Below are 25988 nucleotides of genomic sequence, written 5' to 3'. Positions count from 1 at the left end.
TCCTCACTGGGCAGCGAACTGCATTTCCGGTACGTGATCCGGGACGATCAGTTTACCAGCGGTTTTGGCGACGATTTCCTCGACGCTGACGCCAGGTGCGCGTTCCTTGAGGACAAAAGCGCCATTTTCGATTTCCAGGTAGGCGAGGTCGGTCAGCACGCGCTTGATGCAGCCGGCGCCGGTCAACGGCAAGCTGCATTTGGTCAGCAGCTTGGACTCACCGTCCTTGGAGGCGTGGGTCATGATCACGATAATGTTGTCGGCGCCGGCCACCAGATCCATCGCGCCGCCCATGCCCTTGACCAGTTTGCCGGGAATCATCCACGAGGCGATGTTGCCTTCGACGTCGACTTCGAACGCGCCGAGCACGGTCAGGTCGACATGCCCGCCACGGATCATCGCGAAGGATTCGGCGGAGTTGAAAATCGATGCGCCGATGCGCGCAGTCACGGTCTGTTTGCCGGCGTTGATCATGTCGGCATCGATGGTCTCTTCAGTCGGGAACGGGCCCATGCCGAGCAGGCCGTTTTCCGATTGCAGCATGACTTCCATGCCTTCTGGAATGTAGTTGGCGACCAGGGTCGGAATGCCGATGCCGAGGTTCACGTAGTAGCCGTCCTGCATTTCACGGGCGACGCGCTGAGCCATTTGTTCGCGGGTAAGTGCCATGTTTTTATTCTCCGTCAGCCTGAATTATTTGCGGATGGTGCGCTGTTCGATGCGCTTTTCGAACGTGCCGCAAATGACCCGGTCGACGTAGATGCCGGGGGTGTGGATCTGCGACGGATCCAGCTCGCCGGGCTCGACGATTTCTTCGACTTCGACCACGGTGATCTTGCCGGCGGTGGCCGCCAGCGGGTTGAAGTTCTGCGCGGTGTGACGGTAGATGACGTTACCGAAATGGTCGGCTTTCCAGCCTTTGACGATGGCGAAGTCGCCGGTGATGGACTCTTCCATCAGGTACTTGCGCCCGTTGAATTCGCGCACTTCCTTGCCTTCGGCGACCGGGGTGCCGACGCCGGTGGCGGTGAAGAAGGCCGGGATGCCGGCGCCGCCTGCGCGCATTTTCTCGGCGAGGGTGCCTTGCGGGGTCAGGATGACTTCGATGTCGCCCTTGAGCAGTTGCTCTTCGAACAGTTTGTTTTCGCCGACGTAGGAGGCGATGACTTTGCTGATCTGGCGGTCGGTCAGCAGCACACCGAGGCCGAAACCGTCGACGCCGCAGTTGTTGGAAACCACGGTGAGGTCGCGGGTGCCCTTGCGCTTGATCTCGGCGATCAGGTTTTCCGGGATGCCGCACAGGCCGAAGCCGCCGGCGATCACGGTCATGCCATCTTCAAGACCGGCCAGAGCTTCCTCGTAGGAACTCACGCGCTTGTCGAAACCTGCCATATGCACCTCTTTTATTGTTTGTCGGGCGGCTGGCTAGCCGAATGACTGGAGTGTCTCGCCGGGGGATATATTTGTTAAGTTGATTTTTAAGGTTGATTGATAGATAAAACTCAATAGTTGACATCATCACCCTGTAGGAGCTGCCGAAGGCTGCGATCTTTTGATGTTGTTTTTAAAGATCAAGATCAAAAGATCGTCCGAACGCGGCCCGAGCCTTCAGCAGCTCCTACAGTGGCTACGACGTTGAAACGGTAAGGTATCCAGTATGACCATCAAACAGATCCGCGCTTTCCTCGCCGTGGCTCAGAGCCTGAGTTTCGCCGTGGCCTGCGAGCGTCTGCACTTGTCGCAATCGGCGTTGAGCCTGACCATCAAGGCGCTGGAAGAGGGGCTGGGCGGGCGGTTGTTCAGCCGCAACACGCGCAACGTGGCGCTGACTGCCGAGGGCGAATCGTTGCTGCCGCTGGCCCGGCGTCTGATCGCCGACTGGGACAACGCTGAAGACGAAATGCGTCAGCGCTTCAGCCTGCAACGCGGGCGGGTGACGCTGGCGGCGATGCCGTCGTTTGCCGGCAACCTGCTGCCGCCGATCCTCAAGACCTTTCGCGCGCGCTATCCGAACGTCAATGTCACGGTAAACGACGTGATCAACGAGCAAGTGCTGGAAATGGTTCGCGACCGCCAGGTGGAATTGGGTGTGGCATTCGAACCGATGCAGAACACCTCGCTGACATTCACCCCGCTGTACATTGATCGCTTCGTCGCGGTGGTGCCGCAGGATTCAGCGCTGGCCGGGCGCACGCAGATCGACTGGCAGACCTTGCTGCAGGAACCGTTCATTACCCTGCAACGGCCGTCGACAGTGCGGGTGATGCTCGAAGAACACTTGCAGGCCCGGGGCATGAAACTGCCGGTGGAATTCGAGAGCCATCAACTGGCAACCGTCGGGCGCATGGTCGCCAGCGGGCTGGGGGTGAGTGCGGTGCCAGCGTTGTGTGCCGAACAGATGCTGGAGCTGGGCGCGCATTGTCTGACGTTGAATGACTCGGTGGAGCGGGCGATTGGTGTGCTCACGGAGCCGGGCAATGAGCTGTCGGCAGCGGCGCAGGCACTGTTCGACATCCTCAAAGCCGAACACTGAATGTAATGCTGGCCCTGTAGGAGCTGCCGAAGGCTCGGGCCGCGTTCGGACGATCTTTTGACGTTGTTTTTAGAAGCAAGATCAAAAGATCGCAGCCTGCGGCAGCTCCTACAGGGGATTTTTGGGTTCAGGTGGTCAGGCGTTGCACCAGCAACGGCAGCAGCTGTTCGCATGACGCCTCGATCTTCAGATCCAGCAGATCATCGGCGCGGGTCTTGCCCAGATTGATCGCCAGCAACGGCTTGCCCCGATCAGCAATCACCCGGCACAGACGAAACGCCGAATACGCCATCAGCGACGAACCCACCACCAGCAAGCCCTCGGCACTTTCCGCTGCGGCCATGGCCCGCGCTGCTGTCGGCTGGGCCACGTTCTCGCCGAAGAACACCACGTCCGGTTTCATCCGTTCGCCCGTGCAATACGGGCATTGTGGAGTCTGAAAACGCGCTTCGAAGGCCGCATCGAGCAGGGTATCGCCGTCCGGCGCCTGCACCGCATCGACCCCGGCCAGATACGGATTCTGCTCGACCATCCGCTGCTGAATGTCGTCACGCGCGCTGCGCTGGCCGCAGTCCAGGCACACCACCCGGTGCAGGCTGCCGTGCAATTCGATCACGTCCTGGCTCCCGGCCTGATCGTGCAGGGTGTCGACGTTCTGCGTGATCAAGGCGTTGATCAGCCCCCGGCGCTGCAACTCGGCCAGCGCTTGATGCGCTGCATTCGGTCGCGCCTGGCGCACCCGTGGCCAGCCGAGCATGGCCCGTGCCCAATAGCGGCGACGGGATTCCGGGGCGGCGAGAAATTCCTGATACATCATCGGCTGTCGGCCACGGCGTACACCCTCACTGTCGCGGTAATCCGGGATGCCCGACGGCGTGCTGATGCCCGCGCCGGTCAGCACCACAAAGCCGCCATCGGCCATGGCCTGGTGCAGAGTGTCGAAGTGTTCGCGGATCGGGCTGTCGAGCATGGTCAGCACTCCGGGGAGGACGATGCCCGCAGGTTAGCATTAACCCTGTGGGGAGGGAGCTTGCTCCCGCTGGACTGCGCAGCAGGCCTGTTTTCAGGGTCGCTTCGCAAACCGACGGGAGCAAGCTCCCTCGCCACAGGTTACAGCGGTGGTTTACTTGCGCGCCTCCAGAATCAGATTGAACGGTGTCTGCGTCGCCCGGCGAAAATGCTTGAACCCGGCTTCGGTAAACACCTTGCGCAAGCGCATTTCACCGGCCTGCGCACCCAGCCCCAGGCCAACTTCCTGCGATAGCGAATTCGGTGTGCAGATAAAGGTCGACGCGGCGTAAAACAGCCGACCGACCGGGGTGATGTTGTCGTCCAGCGCATCATTGGCAAACGGCTCGACCAGCAGCACCGTGCCGTCGTCCTTCAATGATTCGAACGCATGCCGTGCGGCGCCGACCGGGTCGCCCATGTCGTGCAGGCAGTCGAAGTAGCAGATCAGGTCATAGTCGTCGCCGGGGTAGCTTTTGGCGTTGTTCTGGAAGAATTTTGCCCGGCTGCTGACGCCGCCTTCTTCGGCGCGCTGGGTGGCGACGGTGATCGACGGCGCGTGATAATCGAAACCGACGAAGCGCGAGTTGGGAAACGCCTGGGCCATGATCACCGTCGAGGCGCCGTGGCCGCAGCCGATGTCGGCGACTTTGGCGCCTGCTTCGAGTTTGGCGACCACGCCGTCCAGCGCCGGCAGCCATTCAGCGATCAAGTGACCTTTGTAGCCGGGGCGAAAGAAGCGTTCGGTACCGCTGAACATGCACGGGTGGTGATCGCCCCAAGGCAGGGCGCCGTTGCCGCGCATGGCTTTGACCAGTTTGTCCTTGTCGTGGAAAAACGAGGCCACCACACCGAGTCCGCCGGCGACATACACCGGCGAATCCTCGACCGCCAGCGCCAGCGCCTGCTCTTCCGGCAAACGAAACTGGCCATCGTTATGTTCCATGTAGCCGGATGCGACGTGGGCGCTGAGCCATTCGCGCACCAGACGCGGGTTGCAGGTGGTTTTTTCGGCGAGGGCTTGCGGGGTGATCGGTTGACTGTTGGCCATCGCCCGGTACAGCCCGAGTTCTTCGCCAACGATGACGTTCGCCAGCATCGCGGCGCCGCCCATGTCGTTGACCAGTTTGCCCATGAATGCGTTGAGTCGTGTTTCGTCCATCACGAGTGCTCCTGATACAGGATCACCGTCCGGTGGCAAAACGTTGTCGAGGCATGGGCCGCAGGGCGGTGGTCACAAAAGTGGGCAGGGCACAGCTGACGTCGTCCTGCATTCCCCCTCGACCGGGTAATGAATCAGTCTAGTCGGGCTGGGACAAGATGCAGCGTTTGTGTCCCATGCAGATTCCAGTGTGGGGATCAGCGCAGTGGCAGTTTCAGCTCCGCACACAGCCCACCGCCCTCGCGGTTGCTCAGGGTCAGCGAGCCACCGAGGGCCATGGCCAGTTGCTGGGCGATCGCCAGGCCCAGGCCGGTGCCGCCGGTGCTGCGGTTGCGCGAGTTTTCCACCCGGTAGAACGGCTGCATGACCTGTTGCAACTCGGCTTCGGCAATGCCCGGTCCGCGATCAAGGATCTTGATGCTAAGACTGTCGTCGGTGTCGACCTGCAACTGCGCGGCACCGGCAAATTTCAGTGCGTTGTCGGTCAGGTTCACCAGCACCCGGCGCAGGGCCTGGGGACGGGTATCGATCACCGCCGCGCTTTTGCCGCTCAGTTGCACGTCCTGGCCCATGTCCTGATAGTCGAACACCAGGCTGTCAAGGAACGAGTCGAGATCGATGCGCCGGCTTTCCTCGGTCGAGCCGTGGATGCTGCGGGCATACGCCACGCCCTCGCGCACCAGATGTTCCATCTCGCCGAGGTCATTCCACAGTTTGTCTTTCTCGACCGAGTCGTCCATAAGCTCTGCGCGCAGCTTCATGCGGGTGATCGGGGTTTGCAGGTCATGGGAAATCGCTGCCAGCAGTTGCATGCGCTCTTTCAGATACGCGGCGATGCGCGCCTGCATCGCGTTGAAGGCCCGTGCGGCGTAGGCCACTTCGGTCGGACCGTGTTCGTCGAGCATTACCGGGTGCGCGTTGGGGTCGAGGCTTTCCACGGCGTTGGCGAGCCGCGCGAGAGGGCGGATCGCGATGCGCACCGCCAGCCAGGTGCAGGCGATCAGCAGCGCCAGTTGCCCGAGCAGTACCCCCGGCAGCCACGGCGACAGCGGCGGCATGGCCGGACGCACATCGATGGTCAGCGGGCTGCCGTCGCTGAGGCGCAAATGGGCCTGGAAGTGTTTTTTCTCCGCGGGAAAACGGCTGAAGGACAGCGGATGGGCGCCGCCGATTGCACTGCTGATCGAGGTCGCGGCCACCGGTACCTCCTCGGCGTCGAGCGGGGCGCCGGGGTCGCCGTTGTCCAACCGATAATCGTAATTGGTGCGAGCCAGTCGTGGCAGCCAGGCGAGGCGTTCCTGCGCGGGCAAGCGGTCGAGGATCGCAATCGACGTCGAAACGTCATTTTGCATATTGCTGAGCATGGTGCTTCTGGCGCTTTGGAAACGCTCGTAATACTGCGCGCCAAACGACAGGCCCTGGGCCAGGATCAGTCCGACCAGAAAGATCAGCGACAACCGCGAAGCCAGGGTGCGTGGCCAATGCAGCTTGAGACTCATGCCGAGGCTCCGAGGATCTCCACCGGCAGCGAAAACACATAACCCTCGCTGCGCACGGTCTTGATGTAGGCCGGTTCACGCGCATCATCGAGCAGGCGCTGGCGCAAACGGCTGACCAGCAGATCAATCGAACGGTCAAACAAATCGGCCTCGCGGCCCTGGGTCAGATTGAGCAATTGATCACGGCTGAGCACCCGCTGCGGATGATCGAGAAACACCCGCAGCAAACGATATTCGGCGCCACTGAGGGCGACCAGCGTGCCGTCCTTGTCCAGCAGATGCCGGGCCGAGGTGTCCAGTTGCCAGCGGCCGAAGGCCAGCAGGCGACCGCTTTCGCTGACCACCAGATTCGGCGGCAGCATGCGTGTGCGCCGCAGCACCGCGTTGATCCGCGCCAGCAGTTCGCGGGCGGCGAACGGCTTGGTCAGGTAATCGTCGGCGCCCATTTCCAGGCCGATGATGCGGTCGGTCTCATCGTTGCGCGCCGTGAGCATCAGCACCGGCGTGGCCTTGTGTTTGCCCACGCGCAATTCGCGGCACAACTGCAGGCCATCGTCGCCGGGCATCATGATGTCGAGCACAATCAGGTCGACGGTGTTGGCTTCGAGAAAACTGCGCATCTGCCGACCATCGGCGACCACGGTGGTGCGCAGTCCGTTCTTCTTCAGGTAATTGCCGACCAGCTCGCGGATCTCGCGGTCGTCGTCGACGATGAGAATGTGATCGACATGTTCCATCGGTGCAGAACCTCTATCAAAGGGCAATGCCATGCAGTCTATCGAGCCTGCGCCGGCTTGCCTGCCCGGGTGTGTATTGCAGTGTATCTGGCGTCCTGACGGATACATACACAGGCAAAAACGCGATTTTTTTCGGGGTTTTGTATCGCTGTGTATCTCCGGGCGGTGGGGATACACAGCGATTGATAACGGGCGTTTGCTGACACAGACGCGATACCTCTCGCGCCTCAAATAGGCTCCATCGAGGCCTGCACAACTTGCCTCGGCTCAACCCATACAAGCCTTGAGGAAACCACCATGACGCACAAAACCGTTGTCGCCGCCTGCCTGTTCGCCGCCCTGAACATCTGCACCCTGTCGGCCCGGGCCGAAGCCGATGTCAGCCCGCACACCTACACCTACGGCACGCACCTGGACATCCAGAAAGTGCTGTCGATGACCGAGGACAACGCGGTGACCTGCGGCGTTGTCGATGCGCGCATGACGTACCTGGATTCGGCCGGAAAAACCCAGGTGCTGGATTACCGCAAATTCGCCGACGGCTGCAACAACCAGAACTGAGTGCTCAGATGCATCGACAGTCGCTGCCCGCATATCAATGGCTCACAGGTCGCGCACCATGAGCCATTGCTCGTTGTCCCACGCGCGAAAGCGCTCCAGCACTGTCCAGCCGCGTTTGGCGTAATAGTCCTGCTTGCTCTGGGTGTGCAGATAGAAACGTGCGAAGCCACGCTGTTTCGCCGCCTGGCTGATGCCGTCGATCAACCGTTCTGCCAGCCCCTGGCCGCGAGCTTGCGGGCGGACAAACACGCATGCCAGCCACGGGCCGAGATCCGGGCGCAGGTCCAGGTCCGCCCGGGCCAGTGCCGCACCGCCGAGCAGACGTTCGCCGTCCAGCGCAATCAGGCACGACCAGTCGCCATTGTTCTGGCCGGCAGCGAACTCGCGTTGCCATTCGGCCAAGGGTTGCTCGGCATATTCGTAGGCGAACTGGCGGTGAATCCACGCGGCGTAAGTGTCGCTGTGCTGTGGGTGATCGACGAGCCATTCAAGACGCAGGGACATGATGGAATCCATTCACGGAAGACGGGAAGGCATAAAAGCCGATTGCCCCATGCAATGGCAATCTCGGAGTGTCTCGAGGCCTTTACAAAAAACCGCCACTCATCGGCCAGGCCGCGGTTTTGCGGGCTCTTCGGACGATTGGCAGGGACGCCATCGACCCTCGGCGCGATAGTGGATGAGCAGGGCCACTGCCGGCCCTGTCACTGATAAAAAGAACGCGAGGTTGCCATGCCGAAATTCGTGATTGAACGCGAGATTCCAGGGGCCGGAAAGCTGTCGCCGCAAGAACTCCAGGCCGTGTCGCAAACCTCCTGCCAGGTGTTGCGTGAACTCGGGCCACAGGTGCAGTGGCTGCAGAGTTACGTCACCGCCGACAAAATCTATTGCGTCTACATCGCTCCTGACGAAGAGCAGGTGCGCGAGCACGCCAGGCTGGGTGGATTCCCGGCCAACAGCGTGGCGCGGGTGATGACGGTCATTGACCCGACCACGGCCGAATGAAGTCCTCCAACCTGCTGCGGAGCACGATTGATGAGTACTCCCATTGATCTGACGGGTCTGAAAGAGCGCCAGAAAGTCGCGTGGGCCAGCGGCGATTACGCGCTGATCGGCACCACCTTGCAAATCGTCGGCGAAAACCTCGCCGAGGCCTGCGACCTGCACTGCGACGAGGAGGTGCTGGATGTCGCCGCCGGCAATGGCAACGCCACACTGGCGGCGGCGCGACGTGGTTGTCAGGTGACCTCGACCGACTATGTCGCGGCGCTGCTGGAGCGGGGACAGGATCGGGCACGGGCCGAACATCTGGAGGTGATTTTTCAGGTCGCCGATGCCGAAGCATTGCCGTTTGCCGATGAGAGTTACGATGTGGTGCTGTCGACCTTCGGCGTGATGTTCGCCCCGGATCAGGCCACTGCAGCTGCAGAACTGGCACGGGTCTGCCGAAGGGGCGGGCGCATCGGTCTGGCGAACTGGACGCCGGAAGGCTTCGTCGGCCAGATGTTCAAGATTCTCGGTCGCCACGTCCCGCCCCCCGCCGTGGCCCAGCCGCCGTCGAACTGGGGCACTGAAGCGTGGTTGCACAGCCACTTCAATGAGCGCGAGTTTCTGCTGCAGGTCACCCGCCGCACCTTCAATTTTCGCTATCGCTCGGCGGCGCATTTTATCGACATTTTCCGTCACTGGTACGGGCCGGTGCACAAGGCCTTTGCGGCATTGCCACCGGAAAGCGGGCAAGCGCTGGAGAGTGATCTGGCGGATCTGCTGACCCGCTCGAACCGCGTGGGAGAGAAGTCGCTGGTGGTGCCGAGCGAGTATCTGGAGGTGGTCATTACCAAACGCTGAATGGCGGAACAATGCCAATCCCTGTGGGAGCTGGCTTGCCAGCGATGGCGGCCGTCCTGTCAAAACGATGTCGACTGACAGTACGAAATCGCTGGCAAGCCAGCTCCCACAGGTATTCGTGTTTGGCAGGTCTGGTGCTATTTCAAATGCGCCCCGTCAAACCACTCCAGCGCCGTACGCCAGATGCAGATCCCCAGAAAGTACGCCGACGCCAGCAGCCACAAACCCATCACCAGCGGATTGATCACCGGGTGATTGAGCACCAGCGACAGGCTGCACAACAGCCAGATCGCCGTCACCGCGATGTTGATCGGCATGAACCGGCGTACGCGGAACGGGTGCAGGAATTTCATGCGGGTGACGGTCAGCAGCGCCAGACCGATGATGGTCAGAAAGGTGATCCACGGCCCCGGATTGATGATGTACAGGCACAGCGCGACCACGTTCCACGCGGCGGGGAAGCCGACGAAATAGTTGTCCTTGCTCTTCATGTTGACGTTGCAGAAGCAGAACAGCGACGACACCAGAATCAGCGACACGCTCAGCAGCAGGGTGTAGTCGGGCAGGGGAATGTAGCGATAGATGAACAGCGCCGGAATGAACACGTAGGTCAGGTAGTCGATCACCAGATCGAGGATCGAGCCGTCGAAGCTCGGCAGCACCGACTGCACATTGACCTTGCGCGCCAACGCCCCGTCGAGACCGTCGACGATCAATGCCACGCCCAGCCACATCAGGCAGTGGGTCGGCTGGTTCTCCAGCAGGGCGAGGGTCGCCAGAAAGGCTGTGACCACGCCGGTCGCGGTAAAACCATGGGCGCCCCATGCTTTGAGCCTGGCGATGTGTACGGTCGATATCACAGGGGCGTTCTCCAGAAAAATGAAGCATGCCGGGTATCACCCTTGGGCAAAGGGCGCCGGCAAACCGGGTCGGGGTTGCAGCTATCGACCGGTTTGGCCGGGTTAAGGTTCACCACCTTTGAATCTTAGCTGCCCGCACAAAAAATACCTCGGCGAAATCTGTCAGCGTCAGCCAAACGGTGCTGGCGCGTCAGCGCCGGCGGTCTATTGTTGCCTGACGCGTTTATTGCCAATGGCTGAGGACGAGATCATGAACACCAGTGATTTGCTCGAACAACTGCTGCGGGGCCAGGCCTCGGCGGGACAACAAGGTGCTGGTTCGGCCGGCGGTGGGCTGGGTGGGTTGGGCGGCTTGCTTGGCGGTCTGTTGGGTGGCGGCGCGAGTACCGGCGCCAGTGGCGCGCAGTCTGGCGGGCTGGGCGGCTTGGGCGGCTTGGGCGGTTTGCTCGGTGGCCTGCTCGGCGGCGGTAGCGGTGGTGGCCTGGGCGGTGCACTTGGCGGTGCACTCGGTGGCGGCGGTACACAAAGTCGTTCTGGCGGCACCAATTACGCGGCGCTGGCCTCGCTGGGGATGATGGCGTTCCAGGCGTATCAGGCCTGGCAACGCAGTCAGGCTTCGGCGGCGCCACAACAGATCCCGCAAACGGCGAATCTGCTGGCCGGGCCCGAAGTCGAGGAACACGGGCATGCTGTGCTGAGGGCGCTGATCGCGGCAGCCAAGGCTGATGGCGAGATCGACGCCCGGGAACAACAGATGATCAACAGTGAAATCAGCAAGCACACCGACGATCCGCAATTGCAGCAGTGGTTCGAAAGCGAAGTTGCCAAACCGCTGGATGCCAACGAAGTCGCCACGGCTGCCAACGATGACCCGGCCATGGCCGCTGAAATGTATTTGGTCAGCGTGATCCTGGTCGACGATCAACAGGACGCCGAACGCAACTACCTGGATGAACTGGCTGCCGCGCTGAAGATTGACCCGCAATTGCAGGTGCATCTGGAACAACAGGCCAAGGGGACGGTTTAAAGCAAAATCAAAAGATCGCAGCCTTCGGCAGCTCCTACAGCGATCGAGCGATCAAGCGATCAAGCGATCAAGCGATCAAGCGATCAAGTGATCAAGTGATCAAGTGATCAAGTGAAAGAGAACTGGCGCTAATCAGCGCCGTCCGTCAGGGCAATTTTCATGTCGATTGAATTTTTCTCCGTAGCGGTTGCTCTGCTGATGTAGAGGCGTGAAACAACGCCCTGACCGGCCAACCGAGTGAGAACACTGACATGACTGCCCTGACCCCTCTGCATGCGCCGAGTGCGCAGCAACAGCCCATCACTGCCGACGGTGACCTGCGGCGTATTTATGAGGCGCTGTTGCTTGAGGATGCGCCTGAAACCCTCGCGCTGGATTTTCTCGCCGAGCAGTTGCAACGTGCCGCGCTGTTGCCCGAAGAACTTCCGCAGGATCCGTCGGCGTGGCAAAACTGGGTCGCCGGGCACTGCACAGAAGTTGCCCGACAGTACGCCGATTACCTGCAACAGCGTCAGGCCGGCGGACCGCGTCAGTTCTTCAGCAACAAGGCTCACGCGTTGTACTTTCTGCAAGCCGTCGCGCCGACCAAACTGGTCGATGGCGCGTGGCTGTACGGCTTGTTGCCGCAGTGGCGCGACCCGCGTTTCGACGGGTTGCTGTGTACCTATCTGGAAGAACTGGGCGACGGTAATCCTGCGCAAAACCACGTGGTGATCTACCGCAAATTGCTCGCCGAACACGGCCTGCAGGACGCCAGCACCATCGCTGATGAGCGCTATCTGCAAGGCGCGCTGCAACTGGCGCTCGGTGCCTGTGGCGAAAGCTTGCTGCCGGAGGTGATCGGCTACAACCTCGGCTACGAACAATTGCCGCTGCACTTGCTGATCAGTGCCTATGAACTCAGCGAGCTGGGCATCGATCCGTACTACTTCACCCTGCATGTGACCATCGATAACGCCAGCACCGGCCATGCGCAAAAAGCCGTGCAGTCGGTGCTCGACCTGCTGCCGCTGGAAGCCGATCGCGACGAATTCCTGCGCCGTGTTTCGCTGGGCTATCGACTCAACGACCTTGGGCAGGGCAGTCGCGCGATCATCGAGGGTTTTGACCTGGAGCAGGAAGTGCTGGCGATGCTCGAACGCAAGCGCCCGTTCGGTCAGCACATGCACTCCGACTACTGCCGCTTCGAAGGCAAAACCGTCAATCAGTGGCTGGCCACTCCCGAGCAGCTACCGGGTTTCCTGCAGGCGATGCAAGACAAGGGCTGGATCAAACGCAACGAAGATCCACAAGCCAGCCGTTTCTGGCAGTTGATCGACGGCGACGGCGCGGCAATGTTCGGCGTGTTCAGCCCGTATGAAAAGCAGCTGCTGCACGACTGGATCGCGGGTGACTGGACACCGGCCGAGCAACGCAAAGCACCAAGACGCAGCCGTCAGATCGCCACCCCCGACGCCGCCGTGCCCGAACACGATCCCGATGTGCAGCGCCTGACATTTGCGCTGCAAGGTCAGGACGGACACGCGCAAATGGCCACGCTGATCCCGTGGCTGACACCGGCCCGCCATGCTCACCCGGCGGGGCTGCTGGCGACACGTCGCTTCATCGAACTCAAATCCAGTCTGCGCTAAGGAAATCTTCATGAATCAGGAAGAACAACTGTCCGCCGATGACCTGACGCTGCTGCAGCTCGGCCGGCGCTTGCAGGCCGACGGCTACCGTTTCATCACGCCGACGCCCCTGACCCATCAGCGGGTCAATCAGCGTGACGAAGGGCAGGTCGCCGATACCCTGCGCGACGTGTTCGGCTGGTCGCGCCCGTTTGAACCGGGGCTGTTGTCCGCCGATGAACAGCGGCAATTGCAGGAGGCCCAAGTGATTGACGTCTACGACGGCCGCTTGAAGAGCCGGGTGCGCTGGTCGAGCCTGGATGACTTGTTGTTCGTGCATTCCGGCTTTCCCACCGATGCCGCCGATTCGGTGTTTTTCGGCCCTGACACTTATCGTTTTGCGCAACTGATTCACGCGCATCTGCAACAGAGCTTCGGGCCGATTCAACGCGCGGTGGATATCGGCTGCGGTGCCGGCGTCGGCGCCATCCTGATTGCTCGCGCCCGGCGTGAAGCGCAAGTGCTCGCGGTTGACATCAACCCCGCCGCGCTGCGCCTGACCGCGATCAACGCAGCATTGGCCGAGGTCGCCAATGTCGAGGTGCAGGCCAGTGATGTACTGCAGGGCACCGAAGGCAACTTCGACCTGATTGTCGCCAACCCGCCGTACATGGCCGATCCGGCCGGTCGTGCCTATCGGCATGGCGGTGGCTCGCTCGGCGCCGGGCTGTCGCTGCGCATCGTCGAGCAGGCGCTCAATCGGCTGGCCCCCGGTGGCTCGTTGCTGCTGTACACCGGCGTGGCGGTGGTCGATGGCCGCGATCCGTTTTTCGACACCGTGGTGCCGCGCCTGGATTCGACGCGATTCGGCTGGACCTATCGCGAATTGGATCCCGACGTGTTCGGTGAAGAGTTGTTGAACCCCGGTTACCAGCGCGTGGACCGGATCGCCGTGGTCGCGCTGACCGTGACCCGCATTGGCTGACACAAGGCAGGTGCGCCATGACCAGGAACCTTGACGACTACAACCGCATGCGTGACTTTTCCGCGACGTCGGAACCCGCCGCGGTCAGGCGCCGTGGCCGCAGCAAGGCCACTGAGCATGCGCTGCAGTTTTGCATCCAGAAGCACGACGCTTCGCACCTGCATTACGACTTTCGCCTCGAACTCGATGGTGCGCTGAAAAGCTGGGCGGTGCCCAAGGGGCCGTCGCTCGACCCCAAGGTCAAGCGTCTGGCGGTACACGTCGAAGACCATCCGCTGGATTACGCGACGTTCGAGGGCAGCATTCCCGAGGGGCATTACGGCGCCGGCGATGTGATCGTCTGGGATCGTGGCGTGTGGATTCCGCAGGAGGATCCGGCCAAGGCTTACGCCAAGGGCAAACTCAAGTTCGAGCTGCAGGGCGAGAAGCTATCCGGGATCTGGAATCTGGTGCGCACGCACATGCCGGGCAAGAAGGAAAACTGGTTTCTGATCAAACATCAGGACAGCGCCGCGCGCCCGCAAGACGACTATGATGTGCTCAGCGCGGAGCCGCACAGCGTGCTCAGCGAACGCACTCTGATCAGCAAACCCAAGCTCGCCGCCGAGCAAGTCAAGCCGGCGAAAAAGGCAACGGCGAAACCGCGCAAAGCGGCGTCCGGGACGCTCACCGGTGCGCGCAAGGCCAAACTGCCGGCGCAGCTCAAGCCGGAACTGGCGACGCTGGTCGACAGCGCACCGGAAGGGCAGTGGAGCTACGAGATCAAGTTCGATGGCTACCGGATCATGGCGCGCATCGATCACGATCAGGTGCAACTGTTCACCCGCAACGGTCACGACTGGACGCACAAACTGCCGCAACAGGCGCAAGCCCTCGCTGAGCTGGGGCTCGAATCCGCATGGCTAGACGGCGAAGTGGTGGTCACCAACGAGCAGGGTGTACCGGACTTTCAGGCGTTGCAAAACGCCTTCGAAGCCGGGCGCAGCGCCAGCATCATGTACTACCTGTTCGACATGCCGTACCTCAACGGTGTCGACCTGCGCGAAGTGCCGGTCGAGGAGCGTCGCGCGGCGTTGTCCACGGTGCTCGGCGGGCATGAGCAGCCGTTGCTGCGCTTCTCCGAAGCTTTCGATGAAACGGCGGACGCACTGCTCAACAGCGCCTGCCAGATGCAGATGGAAGGGTTGATCGGCAAACGTCTCGGCTCGCCTTACGTGTCGCGGCGCAGCAGTGACTGGATCAAGCTCAAGTGCAAGCATCGGCAGGAATTTGTGGTCGTCGGCTTTACCGATCCGAAAGGCGCGCGCAGTGCCTTCGGCGCGTTATTGCTGGGCCTGCATGATCGCGACAGTGGCGAGTTGCGCTATGCCGGCAAGGTCGGCACCGGTTTCAACGAAACCACACTGAAAAGCATCCTGGCCCAGCTCAAGCCGTTGCAGGTCAAGAAGGCGGCGGTGGTCAATCCGCCGAGCGGCTTCGAGGCCAAAGGCGTGCACTGGCTCAAACCGAATCTGTTGGCAGAAGTGGCGTTCGCCGAAATGACCAAGGACGGCTCGGTACGTCACGCCGTATTCCATGGTCTGCGCAATGACAAACCGGCCAGGTCGATTACCGAGGAGCGCGCGAAACCCGTGAAGACTTCAGCGAAAGCCACCCCGTCGAAAAAAGCTGCCTCGTCGAAGAAAACAGCAGAATCAAAGAAAGCCACTGAGCCGAAGAAAGCCGAAGCGGCGCCGTCCCAGCTGGGCCTCGCCAGCGGCAAAGTGCGCATCACCCACCCCGACCGGGTGATCGATGCGGTCAGCGGCACCACCAAGATGCAATTGGCCGAGTATTACGCCAGCGTCGCCGAGTGGATTCTGCCGCAGCTCAAGGATCGCCCGGTCGCACTGGTGCGGGCACCGGATGGCATCGCCGGCGAACTGTTTTTCCAGAAAAACGCCGAGCGCCTGGCGATTCCCGGCATCACCACGCTGGACAAGGACGTCACCGGCCAACCGGTGATGCTGATCAACAACGCCGAAGCCTTGATCGGCGCAGTGCAGATGAGCACGGTCGAATTGCACACCTGGAACGCCACCACCGTCGATCTGGACAAGCCTAACCGGTTTGTTCTCGACCTTGATCCGGATCCCGCGCTGCCGTGGAAAAGCATGGTCGAAGCCACGGCGCTGACCCTCACCGTGCTGGATGAACTCGGGCTCAAAGCCTTTCTCAAGACCAGTGGCGGCAAGGGTATTCACCTGGTGGTGCCGTTGACCCGCAAGCATGGCTGGGACGAGGTCAAGGATTTCAGCCATGCGATCGTCAGCCATATGGCCAAGCTGTTGCCGGAACGCTTTTCCGCGGTGTCCGGGCCGAAAAACCGTGTCGGGCGGATCTTTATCGATTACCTGCGCAACGGTCTGGGCGCCACCACCATTTGTGCCTATGCGGCGCGCACCCGGGAGGGACTGCCGGTGTCGGTACCGCTGTTTCGCGAAGAGGTGGCCGAGATCAAGGGCGGCAATCAGTGGAACATCAGCAATGTTCATGAGCGTCTGAACGAGGTCGGCGACGAGCCGTGGGCCGACCTGAAGAAAACCCGCCAGAGCATCACCGCAGAGATGCGCAAGCGGGTTGGCATGAAGAGATGATCAGGTGTCGCGCAGCAAGTCGTGGGCGTTGAGCAGTTCGAAAGCGATTTCTGGATGGTTGTTCAGGCCCCGGCGAATGGCCGCCGGAATCGACTTGCGTGTCTTGCGGCACAGCCCCGGCAGGTCTTCGATCTGAATCTCGATGCCGAGCATGCTGCGCACCTCATGAAACCCCGGAGCGATTTCCACGCGCAGGCCCAATTGCTCGTGCATGCGCTGTTGCAGATGCCGCAGATCCGCGAGGTCTTTGAGTTGTTCCAGGCGGGCGAGGAGGATTTTTTCCTGCTCGCGGGTCAGGCGCAGGATGCGCAGATCCATGCCAGGCACTTCCAGCAACGCGTCGCGCCCGCAATCGCAGGCGCCGGGCGGGCAGGGTGAGCGCAAAGGCGCAGCAGGCGCAAGAGTCGTCATGGCCTCCATCATAGAGGCCGTCAGACGGTTTTGCCTATGCGCCCTTAGCTGCCGTCCATCGGCCGCTGCGTCCCTGGCAACTACTGATTGAGGCCTTCGTAATGCACCAGAATCGCGTTGGCGAGGTCTTCATCGCTGGCATTGAGGCCGGGGTTGTCGTGCCGCACCTGTTGCAGCACCGACTCCAGATAAACCCCACGGATGGCCCCGCCGCTGGCGACGAACGCTGACAGGTCGTCGCGCGCCGGGATCACCATTTTGTGATCCTTGAAGGTCGAGTAAAGCGATGCGGAAACGCCCGCCGAGGTGGCGACATCGCCAGCATCGACACGGGCCAGAGCCGAGCCGACAGGGAGGCACAGCAGAAGAGAAGAAATGAGCACTAACTTGCGCATGACGATGTTCCTCCACAAGCGCGAAGCAAAAAGGAAGGACTACATAATCTCAGAGGTGCGACCTTTGCCGGAGTTCCGTTTGAACACGCGGATACTTGCTGAAACGCTCTGAAGCGGCACATCTGCACAAATAAGCTTAACTGAAATCCTGAAAGGCGCATTCGGCGCGCCTCAGGGGAGGAACCCACGGTGTCGATCAAATTGCGTTTGCGGCTGCTGATTGCAACCAGTCTGTTGACGGCGCTGATCGTGAGTCTGGTCAGCTATGTGGGGAATACGCGCATGTCCGCAGCGGTGAACGACAACGCGGTGAGCATGAGCGCGCTGCGTAATCACATGGAAGCCGACATGATGCACGACGCGCTGCGGGCCGATGTGTACTCGGCAATGCTGGTGGGCCTGGGCAAAAGCACCGGCACGGCTGGCGAGGTGCGGGACTCGATCAACGAACACGCCACGCATTTTCGCGACGTGCTGGGAGAAAACCTGAAGTTGCCGGTCAACCCCACCATCAAGACCGCGCTGGAGCAGATCAAGCCCAGCCTGGACACCTACATCGAGGCCGCCGAGCGCATCGTCGGCCTCGCATTGGACAACCCGGACAGCGCGCAGCGGGAACTCGGCACGTTCAATGTCGCGTTCAGTCAACTCGAAACGCAGATGGCCGCCCTCAGCGAACTGATTGAAAGCAATACCCGCGACACCAGCCAGGCCACAGACAGCGCCATTCGCAATGCCAACCTCGCCCTCGGCGTGGTGTTGCTCGCCAGTCTGTTGCTGTTGGTGGCGCAAGGGCGCTGGGTGACCCGCAGCATCATGGGCCCGCTGAAATCCGCCAACCATATTGCACAAAGCATCGCCCACGGCAATCTCAGCGAGCCGATCAACGAACCGCCCGGCAAGGACGAGGCCAGCACGCTGATCCGCAGCCTGGCGACCATGCAGCGCGACCTGCGCAACATGATCGACGTGGTGCGGCGCAACGCCCATGGCGTCAGCGGCATGAGCGAGCAACTGAGCCACGGCTGCCATCAGGTCGCTGACAGCAGTCAGCAGCAAAGCGCCGCGGCCGGCACCATGGCCGCCGCCGCGAGCCAGATGACCGCCAGTATCGAGGAAATCACCCGTCATGCCGAGCGCGCGCTGGGCATGGCCAATCAGGCCGAGTCGCTGGCCAAGAGCGGCGGGCAGGTGATCCATCAGGTGGTCAGCGACATGGACGACATCGCCCGCTCGGCGCAACAGTCGGCGCAGGTCATCCGTACGCTGGATCAGGAGTCCGAAGGCATCTTCAACATCATTCAGGTGATCAAGAGCATCGCCGATCAGACCAACCTGCTGGCGCTCAACGCCGCCATCGAGGCGGCGCGGGCCGGCGAGCAGGGCCGGGGTTTTGCCGTGGTTGCCGACGAAGTGCGCAGCCTGGCGGCACGCACCAGTGCCTCAACCCAGGAAATCGCTGCGATGGTCGCACGCATCCAGCATAGCACACGCGAGGCGGTCAGCAGCATGGAGGCCGGCGTGGCCCAGGTCGACAAGGGCATGGCGGTCACCGCTGAAGTCGAACGGGCGATCCGCGAGATCCTCGACGCCACCCTCAGCACCACGCAACTGGTCAACGACATCACCCGCACCATCGGCGAGCAAAGCCAGGCCAGCAACGAAATCGCCCATCAGGTGGAAATGATCGCCGGGATGTCCGAGGGCAACAGCAAGGTGATCGGGCAGACGGCCAATACTACCGATGAGCTGTCGAGTCTGGCGGGGGCGCTGGCGCAGTCGGTGGATCGGTTTCGGTTGTAGTGCCGCCATCGCGAGCAGCCCATTTCCTGTAGGAGTGAGCCTGCTCGCGATGGGGTCAGCTCAGCCACCGCAGGTTTCGGCGATCATGTTCAGTCCAAACCGGCCGATAACGCCCACAGCGGAAAAAGACTCTCAAGTCGGGAACAGACGCGCGGGTTTGCCCTGACGTGATATTCTTCGCGCCAACTTGGTTTGACCTTATTCAGTTTGCTTGCCGTTTGGCAGGCTGACGGAATCCCTGTCGCTCAAGTAGCTGAAGCCAATAATGATAAAAAGTCAGTTCAGAAGGGACATTAACTGAGGTCGATGCGGTACGTCGGCCTTGTGTGCCCACCCGTCAAAATTGCAGTGTGAAGGTGTCCGCGACCCTGGCCTGAGTGTCGCGACAAAAGGCCCTCATACCCACAACAGCGGCGGGCGGAAGGCGTTTTATCATAGGTGCAACGGATGTTTAAGAAAGTGAACACAGCCTTGCTCGGGCTGGCTTTGGCGATGGGGATGTCGTCCGCCAATGCTGCAGAAGCAAAGAAAGTCGACGTTCTGCTGATCGGCGGCGGCATCATGAGCACCACCCTGGGTGTGTGGATCAATGAGCTGGAACCGAGCTGGTCGATGGAAATGGTCGAACGTCTCGATGGCGTCGCCCTGGAAAGCTCCAACGGCTGGAACAACGCCGGTACCGGTCACTCCGCCCTGGCTGAGCTGAACTACACCCCGGAAGACGACAAAGGCAACGTGACGATCCCGAAAGCCGTCGAGATCAACGAAGCGTTCCAGGTGTCCCGTCAATTCTGGGCCTGGCAGGTTCAGCAAGGCGTTCTGAAGAACCCTCGCTCGTTCATCAACACCACGCCGCACATGAGCTTCGTGTGGGGTGATGACAACATCAAGTTCCTGAAAAAGCGCTACGAAGCCCTGCAAGCGAGCCCGCTGTTCGCCGGCATGCAGTACTCCGAAGACCCGGCTGTGATCAAGAAGTGGGTCCCGCTGATGATGGAAGGGCGTGACCCGAACCAGAAAATCGCGGCCACCTGGAGCCCGTTGGGTACCGACATGAACTTCGGCGAAATCACCCGCCAGTTCGCCGGTTACCTGCAGACCAAGCCTAACTTCGACCTGAAGCTGTCGAGTGAAGTCGAAGACATCACCAAGAATGCCGACGGCACCTGGCGCGTCAGCTACAAAAACCTGAAAGACGGCACCAAGACCGAAACCGACGCCAAGTTCGTGTTCATCGGCGCGGGCGGCGGCGCTCTGCACCTGCTGCAGAAGTCGGGCATTCCTGAAGCCAAGGAATACGCGGGCTTCCCGGTCGGCGGCTCGTTCCTGGTGACCGATAACCCGGCCATCGCCGAGCAACACCTGGCCAAGGCCTACGGTAAGGCTTCGGTTGGCGCACCACCGATGTCGGTTCCGCACCTGGACACCCGTGTTCTGGACGGCAAGCGTGTCATCCTGTTTGGCCCATTCGCGACCTTCAGCACCAAGTTCCTCAAAGAAGGCTCGTACCTGGACCTGCTGACCAGCACCACCACCCACAACATCTGGCCGATGACCAAGGTCGGCATCAAGGAATACCCGCTGGTCGAGTACCTGGCCGGTCAACTGATGCTGTCGGATGAAGACCGTCTGAACGCGCTGAAGGAATACTTCCCGAACGCCAAAGCCGAAGACTGGCGCCTGTGGCAGGCCGGCCAACGCGTGCAAATCATCAAGCGTGATGAAGCCGCTGGCGGCGTGCTGAAACTGGGCACCGAAATCGTTGCTGCACAAGACGGCTCCATCGCCGGCCTGCTGGGTGCATCGCCAGGCGCGTCGACCGCTGCACCGATCATGCTGAGCGTGCTGCAGAAAGTCTTCAAAGACAAAGTCGCCACCCCTGAGTGGCAAGCCAAGCTGCACCAGATCGTGCCAAGCTACGGCACCCAGCTGAACAACGATCCGGCCAAAGTGGCACAAGAGTGGGCGTACACCGCCAAGATCCTCGAACTGCCAACCCCTCCGGTGATTGGTCAGGCTGCTGCTCCGGCCGCACCTGCAGCTGAAAAAGCTGAAGCACCGAAGGAAAATGCTGCACGTGACATGGCGCTGTAACTAGACGCCATTCGCACAAAAGCCCACTGCACCGGTAACGGTCAGTGGGCTTTTTCATGCCCCAAATCCTGTAGGAGCTGCCGCAGGTTTAGCGTTTGCCAGGTAGGCGCCAAGCCGCCGCCCCATCTCTTCTCCAAGTGCCTGCAACCCGCTCAATGGCCGCACCATCACCTCGAACTCGACAATTTTCCCGCTCTCATCAAAGCGAATCATGTCGATGCCTTTCAACTCTTTCGTCCCCACCCTGGCACTGAACTCCAGCACCACATTCAAGCCATCGGCAGTCACCAGTTCGCGGTGGTATTTGAAATCTTCAAACACGTCGAACACGGTGTTGAGGATCATCGTCACCACTGGCGCGCCGGGGTAGGGCGAGTGGGCCATGGGCGAGCGGAATACCGCGTTCGGGTCGAGCAATTCGGGCAAGGCCTTGAGATTGCCGGTGCGGATCATCTCGTGCCAGCATTTCAGGGATTCGGCGGCGTTGGGTTGCAGGTTCAGTTCGGACATTGACCACTCCTGGAATTGTTATTCTTCGCGCGACGGCAATCACTCTAGTTCAAAGCGGCGGATTACGAACCTTCGTGTGCCGATCTGAATACCAGACCATGTCCGGAGCGGATCAGATGAGCATCTGATCCGTATTTTTCTGTTGGATCTGCCTCTGTTTCCGGTTCAGTCAGGCGATCAAAATGGCCCTGCAGTCCGGTCACCTGCGGCAGTCCTTCATCCCGAAGCGCCCGGTGCACCGCACGCTCAGTATTGAGGAGAGCAGCATGAACAAGATGGCGATTTTCCTGGGTGGGTTTCTGACGTTGACCATTCTGATCGGAATGCTCGCGACGATCTCTCCGGTCTGAGGTGACCTGCTGCATTAGGCGTCCACAGATGTGCAGCGCGAATCGTGGTTAAATTCTGCGCTTCACATCTGTAAACGGACCTCATCCCATGGACGAACGACGTATTCGCGCGCTCGCAATCTGTGTTTTTCACCATAACGGCAAAATTCTGGTCAACGAATTTCGTGACCCGGTCAGCCAGCAAATCTGTTTTCGGCCTGTTGGCGGTGGTATCGAATTCGGCGAGACCAGTGCCGAGGCTATTGTGCGTGAAGTCCAGGAGGAGCTGGGCCTGTCCATGTCCGACTTACGACTGCTCGGCACACTTGAAAGTCTGTTCGTCTACAACGGCAAACCGGGGCATGAGATTGTCCAGGTCTACGATGCGACGTTTGCCGATCCTGGCACGTATGAACGTGCGCAAATTCATGGCCATGAAAGCGACGGGGCTCCCTTCATCATCCGCTGGCATGACAGTGCAAGTTTCAGCGAGCACGGGCCATTGGTTCCAAAGGGATTGCATGAGCTGCTGAAGAGCGCCGGATTGCTTGTTTGAGATCCGGCGAAGGTCTCGATTTCATACTTTTCCGATTACAAATAGTGCGGCGGCCCGAGTGATTGATGTTGTCCGTACCGACCCCTTCGCGGGCAAGCCCGCTCCCACATTGAGTCCGGTTTACGCTGAACCCATGTGGGAGCGAGCTTGCTCGCGAAGGGGCCAGCCGCATCAACCCCAAAAGTCAAGGCGCACCAAACACCATCGTCCAGTACACGCCTTCATCACTGCGCGCCTCACTGGCAAACCCGGCACCGACCTGGGTGAACATCGGGTTCATCAGGTTGGCGCAATGCCCGGGGCTGGCCAGCCATCCAGCCATCGCCTTGCTCGGCGAACTCTGCCCGGCGGCAATGTTTTCGCCGATCTGCCGCCCCCGATAACCCGCCGCCCGGGCGCGATCCGCCGGGAGGTCGCCGTCTGGGTCGCGGTGGGCGAAATAGTTGCCGTAGGCCATGGCCTTGCTGTGCCCTTGTGCGGCGGCACCCAGCGCGGGATTCCAGCTCAGCGGACGGGCGGCGGCGAAGCGTTGGCGTCCGCACATCCGTGGGCGTGCGCGGGCGGCGTTGACCTCGGCGAGCAAGGCTTTGCCGACGCTGCGGTTGTCACCGACACGGCTGTCGAGCACCGGTTGCGCCAGCACCACTTGCCATTCACCACGGGAGCGGCTGACGCCGATGTCGGCGTACTGGGCGTCAAGCAGCGCGGTGCAATGGCTGTTTTGCAACTGTTCAAAGGCTTCCTCGGCATCCCCGGCGCCGACAATGCGGATACTGCGCACCGCCACCGCCGAATACCCCGAGGACTTCAAGGTCTCACGCAAGCCACCGCCGTAGCCATAGCCGATCGGCAGTGCCAGATTCGATTTCAGCGCCAGTGGTGCCAGGCGCTGGACCGGGCGGCGTTCGCAGCGTTGCGGATGCGCGCGGTAGTCGTTGATGGCCGCTACCAGTTGCCGTTCTTCGCTGGCGTGGGCGGTCTCGGTGAACAGTGGGGCAAGGATCAGCAGGCACAGCGAAACAAAGCGTGATGAGCGAACGGCATGGCGCATGGGACGGCAGGCTCTGGGAAAAGGACAGTGCTGAAGTGGGCAGTCGCAGAATACGGCGCCACTAGGACTGGGCTTTCGGGACTTGGTTCATGCTGGCCACCTGGCTTTTTTGCGGGGCTGATGCGGGGCAGGCGAGCCGGACTTTGTGTTGTCTGCACTGACCCCTTCGCGAGCAAGCTCGCTCCCACAGGGGATCGCACTGTCAAAAGGAGGGCAGGGCAATCCTGGATTGGTGTTGTCTGCACTGGCGTCTTCGCGCGCAGGCTCGCCCCACCTTTGCAATGCGTACCTCTGTGGGAGCGAGCCTGCTCGCGAAGGGGCCAGTCCAGACAATACAATAAACAGCCATCAGCGATGAAGCACTTCCTGCATCCACCGCAGATACTGCACCCGCTCGGAAATCGAGTTGTGCCCCGAATCCGGCACCACCCGCAGGGTCGCCACGCCTTTGGGGAAACTCTCCAGCAGTCGCTGTGTGCTGGCCCGTGGAATCACCTCGTCATCGCTGGCGGCCAGCAGCAAGGTCGGCACGCGAACGTGCACGGCGTAGCGGCCCGATTCGAAACGATCCCGGAGCAGCCACTTCACCGGCACCCACGGGTATTGCCGGACGGCGAGTTCTTCGAGGCTGTTGTACGGCGTCACCAGAATCAGCTGTGTCGCCGGGCGCTGACTGGCCAATCGCACCGCCACCCCCGATCCCAGGCTGCGTCCGATCACAGCGATCTGCGGATGGCTGGCGTACACCTGATCGAACAACGCCAGCGCATCTTCGGCAATCGCTTCTTCGGAGGGTGAGCCACCGCTGCCGCCGAACCCTCGATAGTTGAGCAAAAACACCGCGTAGTCGGGAAAAGCCTCACTGAACGAAGGCAGATTGCGCGACACGTCTTCGGCATTGCCGCCGAAGTAGATCAGCGCCTTCGGCCCGGCATGCTCGCGAACGGTCACCCAGACATCGGTATCCGGCATCGCCAATTTCATCCGGGAATCCGGCGCGGTGACGGCGCTGCCGGATTGGGGAAAGTAGATCAGCGAGCGCTGAAAAATGAACAGCGCTGCGCACAGCAACAGGTAGAGGGCGATGAGCAAGGCGACGAGTGACATCAGCTTTCTGGACATTCGGCTAACTTTAACGGGGCGCGGGTGTTCGCTGTCGCAGTGTAGTCCAGCGCAGCGGACGGGCAGGCGTCGCACACAACGTGCAACAGATTCACGCAGCAGGGGAACCAGCATGAGCCACACTGAGGGTTGCTCCCGTCGCCGATTGCTCACGCTGGCTGCCGGGGTTTCGGCGGTCTTCACCTTCGACCGGGCGCTGGCCACTGCCACGCCGCCGACTGCCATTTCGCCGAGCCAGGCAGGAGACCAGACCATGCAGACCCGCTCCATCCCTTCAAGCTCCGAGCGGCTGCCCATGGTGGGCCTGGGCACGTATCGCGGCTTCGACGTCGCGCCCGGCGACACCGCCTACAAGCAATTGCCGGCAGTGCTCGACGAGCTGTTCAAAAAGGGCGGCACGCTGATCGACAGCTCACCGATGTACGGCCGCGCCGAGCAGACCACTGGCGAGTTGTTGTCGATCCACGAACCACGCTCGCCGGCCTTTCTGGCGACCAAAGTGTGGACACGCGGGCGCGAGGAGGGCATCGCGCAGATGGAAAAATCCTTCAGCCTGCTGCGTACCGAGCGCATCGACCTGATGCAGATCCACAACCTGCTGGACTGGCAAACCCATCTGCCGACCCTGCGCGAGTGGAAAGCCCAGGGCCGCATCCGCTACATCGGCATCACCCATTACACGCCGTCGGCCTACGATGAAGTCGAAGCTGCACTCAAGGCCGAACAGCTCGACTTTTTACAAATCAACTACGCCCTCGACGACCGTGGCGTGGAAAAACGCATTCTGCCGCTGTGCCGCGAGCGCGGGGTGGCGGTGATCTGCAATCGGCCATTCGGCGGTGGCGGGTTGCTCGCGCGGCTCAAGGGCAAGCCGCTGCCGGCGTGGGTGTCAGACGTGCAGGTCAACAGCTGGGCACAACTGGCGCTGAAGTTTCTACTGTCGCACCCGGCGGTGACCTGCGTGATTCCCGGCACCGGCAATCCGCGCTACATGGCCGACAACGCCGGGGCCGGATTCGGGCCGATGCTCACCGATGCGCAGCGGCATCAGTTGATTGCGCTGTTGGGCTGATCCATCTGTGACAGATCAAGGCTTTAACGCGCAGCTTTATCGCGAACGCGTCTGAAAGACTGTCAGGTCTGACAGTTGGAAGGGCGACCCCAGCACATGATCATGCAGATTCACTGGCTTGAATAAAGCAGGCAGATCATGAACGCTTCAGCCAACAGGCTCGTCGGTCGCGTTGCGGT

The 25988-nt window shown here is 61.3% G+C and carries 26 protein-coding genes; 13 read left to right on the top strand and 13 right to left on the bottom strand.

Annotated elements, in window-relative coordinates; genetic code table 11:
• Positions 1-3: 3 nt before the first annotated feature.
• Both ABV589_RS04335 and ABV589_RS04330 read right to left on the bottom strand, forming a co-directional pair.
• A complete protein-coding gene (locus tag ABV589_RS04335) occupies positions 4-669 on the bottom strand; it encodes a CoA transferase subunit B (RefSeq protein ID WP_367085043.1) in 666 nt (221 codons plus the stop codon).
• A gap of 24 nt (positions 670-693) precedes the next feature.
• Entirely contained in the window at positions 694-1392 is a 699-nt protein-coding gene (locus ABV589_RS04330; RefSeq protein WP_003226174.1) for a CoA transferase subunit A, read from the bottom strand.
• A gap of 265 nt (positions 1393-1657) precedes the next feature.
• Between ABV589_RS04330 and ABV589_RS04325 the strand changes: the two genes are divergently transcribed.
• Positions 1658-2533: a LysR substrate-binding domain-containing protein gene (locus ABV589_RS04325; RefSeq protein WP_367085042.1), complete on the top strand. Its 876-nt coding sequence runs from the start codon at positions 1658-1660 to the stop codon at positions 2531-2533.
• A 127-nt stretch (positions 2534-2660) separates the two neighbouring features.
• On the opposite strand, the gene ABV589_RS04320 is transcribed toward ABV589_RS04325, so the two are convergent.
• The 4 genes from ABV589_RS04320 to ABV589_RS04305 all read right to left on the bottom strand — a co-directional run bounded on the left by ABV589_RS04320 (position 2661) and on the right by ABV589_RS04305 (position 6939).
• Positions 2661-3503 carry an NAD-dependent protein deacetylase gene (locus ABV589_RS04320; RefSeq protein ID WP_367085041.1) on the bottom strand — a complete coding sequence of 281 codons (843 nt, stop codon included), beginning with the start codon at positions 3501-3503 and terminating at the stop codon, positions 2661-2663.
• A gap of 153 nt (positions 3504-3656) precedes the next feature.
• Entirely contained in the window at positions 3657-4703 is a 1047-nt protein-coding gene (locus ABV589_RS04315) for a class I SAM-dependent methyltransferase (protein ID WP_367085040.1), read from the bottom strand.
• A 197-nt stretch (positions 4704-4900) separates the two neighbouring features.
• Positions 4901-6202 (bottom strand): ATP-binding protein, encoded by a 1302-nt coding sequence (locus tag ABV589_RS04310; RefSeq protein WP_367085039.1) that lies wholly within the window; start codon positions 6200-6202, stop codon positions 4901-4903.
• On the bottom strand, positions 6199-6939 hold the full coding sequence (locus tag ABV589_RS04305; protein WP_007962407.1) for a response regulator: 741 nt from the start codon (positions 6937-6939) through the stop codon (positions 6199-6201). The genes ABV589_RS04310 and ABV589_RS04305 overlap by 4 nt, the downstream gene beginning before the upstream one ends.
• Before the next feature lie 297 nt (positions 6940-7236).
• Between ABV589_RS04305 and ABV589_RS04300 the strand changes: the two genes are divergently transcribed.
• On the top strand, positions 7237-7500 hold the full coding sequence (locus ABV589_RS04300; protein WP_007962410.1) for a DUF2790 domain-containing protein: 264 nt from the start codon (positions 7237-7239) through the stop codon (positions 7498-7500).
• A gap of 42 nt (positions 7501-7542) precedes the next feature.
• On the opposite strand, the gene ABV589_RS04295 is transcribed toward ABV589_RS04300, so the two are convergent.
• Complete coding sequence (locus ABV589_RS04295; protein ID WP_367085038.1) at positions 7543-8004, bottom strand: GNAT family N-acetyltransferase; 462 nt, start codon at positions 8002-8004, stop codon at positions 7543-7545.
• 228 nt (positions 8005-8232) lie between these two features.
• Here ABV589_RS04295 and ABV589_RS04290 point away from each other — a divergent pair, with 228 nt between their 5' ends.
• Both ABV589_RS04290 and ABV589_RS04285 read left to right on the top strand, forming a co-directional pair.
• Complete coding sequence (locus ABV589_RS04290) at positions 8233-8505, top strand: DUF4242 domain-containing protein (protein WP_007962415.1); 273 nt, start codon at positions 8233-8235, stop codon at positions 8503-8505.
• 30 nt (positions 8506-8535) lie between these two features.
• A complete protein-coding gene (locus ABV589_RS04285) occupies positions 8536-9348 on the top strand; it encodes a class I SAM-dependent methyltransferase (RefSeq protein WP_367085037.1) in 813 nt (270 codons plus the stop codon).
• Positions 9349-9485: 137 nt separating this feature from the next.
• On the opposite strand, the gene pcsA is transcribed toward ABV589_RS04285, so the two are convergent.
• Positions 9486-10208: a phosphatidylcholine synthase gene (pcsA, locus tag ABV589_RS04280; RefSeq protein ID WP_095136599.1), complete on the bottom strand. Its 723-nt coding sequence runs from the start codon at positions 10206-10208 to the stop codon at positions 9486-9488.
• A 250-nt stretch (positions 10209-10458) separates the two neighbouring features.
• On the opposite strand from pcsA, the gene ABV589_RS04275 reads away from it, so the two are divergent.
• The 4 genes from ABV589_RS04275 (at position 10459) to ligD (ending at position 16466) form a co-directional block, all read left to right on the top strand.
• Complete coding sequence (locus ABV589_RS04275; protein ID WP_367085036.1) at positions 10459-11235, top strand: tellurite resistance TerB family protein; 777 nt, start codon at positions 10459-10461, stop codon at positions 11233-11235.
• A gap of 251 nt (positions 11236-11486) precedes the next feature.
• Positions 11487-12866, top strand: coding sequence for an iron-containing redox enzyme family protein (locus ABV589_RS04270; protein WP_367085035.1), 1380 nt, complete (start codon positions 11487-11489; stop codon positions 12864-12866).
• A gap of 10 nt (positions 12867-12876) precedes the next feature.
• Positions 12877-13830, top strand: a complete 954-nt coding sequence (locus ABV589_RS04265) for a class I SAM-dependent methyltransferase (RefSeq protein WP_367085034.1) — start codon at positions 12877-12879, stop codon at positions 13828-13830.
• Positions 13831-13847: 17 nt separating this feature from the next.
• On the top strand, positions 13848-16466 hold the full coding sequence (gene ligD, locus ABV589_RS04260) for a DNA ligase D (protein WP_367085033.1): 2619 nt from the start codon (positions 13848-13850) through the stop codon (positions 16464-16466).
• Here the strand turns inward: ligD and ABV589_RS04255 are convergent, their stop codons facing one another.
• Both ABV589_RS04255 and ABV589_RS04250 read right to left on the bottom strand, forming a co-directional pair.
• A complete protein-coding gene (locus ABV589_RS04255) occupies positions 16467-16877 on the bottom strand; it encodes a hypothetical protein (protein ID WP_367085032.1) in 411 nt (136 codons plus the stop codon).
• A gap of 80 nt (positions 16878-16957) precedes the next feature.
• Positions 16958-17272, bottom strand: a complete 315-nt coding sequence (locus ABV589_RS04250) for a DUF2388 domain-containing protein (RefSeq protein ID WP_007962425.1) — start codon at positions 17270-17272, stop codon at positions 16958-16960.
• Positions 17273-17461: 189 nt separating this feature from the next.
• Here ABV589_RS04250 and ABV589_RS04245 point away from each other — a divergent pair, with 189 nt between their 5' ends.
• Positions 17462-19075, top strand: coding sequence for a methyl-accepting chemotaxis protein (locus ABV589_RS04245; RefSeq protein ID WP_367085031.1), 1614 nt, complete (start codon positions 17462-17464; stop codon positions 19073-19075).
• Positions 19076-19522: 447 nt separating this feature from the next.
• Positions 19523-21169, top strand: coding sequence for a malate dehydrogenase (quinone) (mqo, locus tag ABV589_RS04240; protein ID WP_007962427.1), 1647 nt, complete (start codon positions 19523-19525; stop codon positions 21167-21169).
• Positions 21170-21223: 54 nt separating this feature from the next.
• On the opposite strand, the gene ABV589_RS04235 is transcribed toward mqo, so the two are convergent.
• Positions 21224-21679, bottom strand: coding sequence for a nuclear transport factor 2 family protein (locus ABV589_RS04235; RefSeq protein WP_367085030.1), 456 nt, complete (start codon positions 21677-21679; stop codon positions 21224-21226).
• A gap of 182 nt (positions 21680-21861) precedes the next feature.
• Between ABV589_RS04235 and ABV589_RS04230 the strand changes: the two genes are divergently transcribed.
• Positions 21862-22029: a hypothetical protein gene (locus ABV589_RS04230; protein WP_367085029.1), complete on the top strand. Its 168-nt coding sequence runs from the start codon at positions 21862-21864 to the stop codon at positions 22027-22029.
• Positions 22030-22117: 88 nt separating this feature from the next.
• Positions 22118-22564, top strand: a complete 447-nt coding sequence (locus tag ABV589_RS04225; RefSeq protein ID WP_367085028.1) for an NUDIX hydrolase — start codon at positions 22118-22120, stop codon at positions 22562-22564.
• A gap of 184 nt (positions 22565-22748) precedes the next feature.
• On the opposite strand, the gene ABV589_RS04220 is transcribed toward ABV589_RS04225, so the two are convergent.
• On the bottom strand, positions 22749-23615 hold the full coding sequence (locus tag ABV589_RS04220) for a CAP domain-containing protein (RefSeq protein ID WP_367085027.1): 867 nt from the start codon (positions 23613-23615) through the stop codon (positions 22749-22751).
• 348 nt (positions 23616-23963) lie between these two features.
• On the bottom strand, positions 23964-24737 hold the full coding sequence (locus ABV589_RS04215) for an alpha/beta fold hydrolase (RefSeq protein WP_367085026.1): 774 nt from the start codon (positions 24735-24737) through the stop codon (positions 23964-23966).
• Positions 24738-24849: 112 nt separating this feature from the next.
• Here ABV589_RS04215 and ABV589_RS04210 point away from each other — a divergent pair, with 112 nt between their 5' ends.
• On the top strand, positions 24850-25809 hold the full coding sequence (locus tag ABV589_RS04210; RefSeq protein ID WP_367085025.1) for an aldo/keto reductase: 960 nt from the start codon (positions 24850-24852) through the stop codon (positions 25807-25809).
• Positions 25810-25988 lie beyond the last annotated feature (179 nt).

Source organism: Pseudomonas sp. HOU2, assembly GCF_040729435.1.
GTDB lineage: Bacteria > Pseudomonadota > Gammaproteobacteria > Pseudomonadales > Pseudomonadaceae > Aquipseudomonas.
The sequence above is the reverse complement of the archived record's forward strand: the minus strand, read 5'-3'. Positions and strand labels throughout refer to the sequence as shown.

Bases quoted from the DNA above. Each gene is read 5' to 3' on its own strand.
- ABV589_RS04265 (WP_367085034.1), top strand. From the start codon at position 12,877: ATGAATCAGGAAGAACAACTGTCCGCCGATGACCTGACGCTGCTGCAG.
- ABV589_RS04300 (WP_007962410.1), top strand. From the start codon at position 7,237: ATGACGCACAAAACCGTTGTCGCCGCCTGCCTGTTCGCCGCCCTGAAC.
- ABV589_RS04335 (WP_367085043.1), bottom strand. From the start codon at position 669: ATGGCACTTACCCGCGAACAAATGGCTCAGCGCGTCGCCCGTGAAATG.
- ABV589_RS04285 (WP_367085037.1), top strand. From the start codon at position 8,536: ATGAGTACTCCCATTGATCTGACGGGTCTGAAAGAGCGCCAGAAAGTC.
- ABV589_RS04295 (WP_367085038.1), bottom strand. From the start codon at position 8,004: ATGTCCCTGCGTCTTGAATGGCTCGTCGATCACCCACAGCACAGCGAC.
- ABV589_RS04270 (WP_367085035.1), top strand. From the start codon at position 11,487: ATGACTGCCCTGACCCCTCTGCATGCGCCGAGTGCGCAGCAACAGCCC.
- ABV589_RS04315 (WP_367085040.1), bottom strand. From the start codon at position 4,703: ATGGACGAAACACGACTCAACGCATTCATGGGCAAACTGGTCAACGAC.
- ABV589_RS04310 (WP_367085039.1), bottom strand. From the start codon at position 6,202: ATGAGTCTCAAGCTGCATTGGCCACGCACCCTGGCTTCGCGGTTGTCG.
- ABV589_RS04330 (WP_003226174.1), bottom strand. From the start codon at position 1,392: ATGGCAGGTTTCGACAAGCGCGTGAGTTCCTACGAGGAAGCTCTGGCC.
- ABV589_RS04275 (WP_367085036.1), top strand. From the start codon at position 10,459: ATGAACACCAGTGATTTGCTCGAACAACTGCTGCGGGGCCAGGCCTCG.
- ABV589_RS04215 (WP_367085026.1), bottom strand. From the start codon at position 24,737: ATGTCCAGAAAGCTGATGTCACTCGTCGCCTTGCTCATCGCCCTCTAC.
- ligD (WP_367085033.1), top strand. From the start codon at position 13,848: ATGACCAGGAACCTTGACGACTACAACCGCATGCGTGACTTTTCCGCG.
- ABV589_RS04320 (WP_367085041.1), bottom strand. From the start codon at position 3,503: ATGCTCGACAGCCCGATCCGCGAACACTTCGACACTCTGCACCAGGCC.
- ABV589_RS04255 (WP_367085032.1), bottom strand. From the start codon at position 16,877: ATGACGACTCTTGCGCCTGCTGCGCCTTTGCGCTCACCCTGCCCGCCC.
- ABV589_RS04305 (WP_007962407.1), bottom strand. From the start codon at position 6,939: ATGGAACATGTCGATCACATTCTCATCGTCGACGACGACCGCGAGATC.
- ABV589_RS04230 (WP_367085029.1), top strand. From the start codon at position 21,862: ATGGCCCTGCAGTCCGGTCACCTGCGGCAGTCCTTCATCCCGAAGCGC.
- mqo (WP_007962427.1), top strand. From the start codon at position 19,523: ATGTTTAAGAAAGTGAACACAGCCTTGCTCGGGCTGGCTTTGGCGATG.
- ABV589_RS04235 (WP_367085030.1), bottom strand. From the start codon at position 21,679: ATGTCCGAACTGAACCTGCAACCCAACGCCGCCGAATCCCTGAAATGC.
- ABV589_RS04210 (WP_367085025.1), top strand. From the start codon at position 24,850: ATGAGCCACACTGAGGGTTGCTCCCGTCGCCGATTGCTCACGCTGGCT.
- ABV589_RS04220 (WP_367085027.1), bottom strand. From the start codon at position 23,615: ATGCGCCATGCCGTTCGCTCATCACGCTTTGTTTCGCTGTGCCTGCTG.
- ABV589_RS04225 (WP_367085028.1), top strand. From the start codon at position 22,118: ATGGACGAACGACGTATTCGCGCGCTCGCAATCTGTGTTTTTCACCAT.
- ABV589_RS04325 (WP_367085042.1), top strand. From the start codon at position 1,658: ATGACCATCAAACAGATCCGCGCTTTCCTCGCCGTGGCTCAGAGCCTG.
- ABV589_RS04250 (WP_007962425.1), bottom strand. From the start codon at position 17,272: ATGCGCAAGTTAGTGCTCATTTCTTCTCTTCTGCTGTGCCTCCCTGTC.
- ABV589_RS04290 (WP_007962415.1), top strand. From the start codon at position 8,233: ATGCCGAAATTCGTGATTGAACGCGAGATTCCAGGGGCCGGAAAGCTG.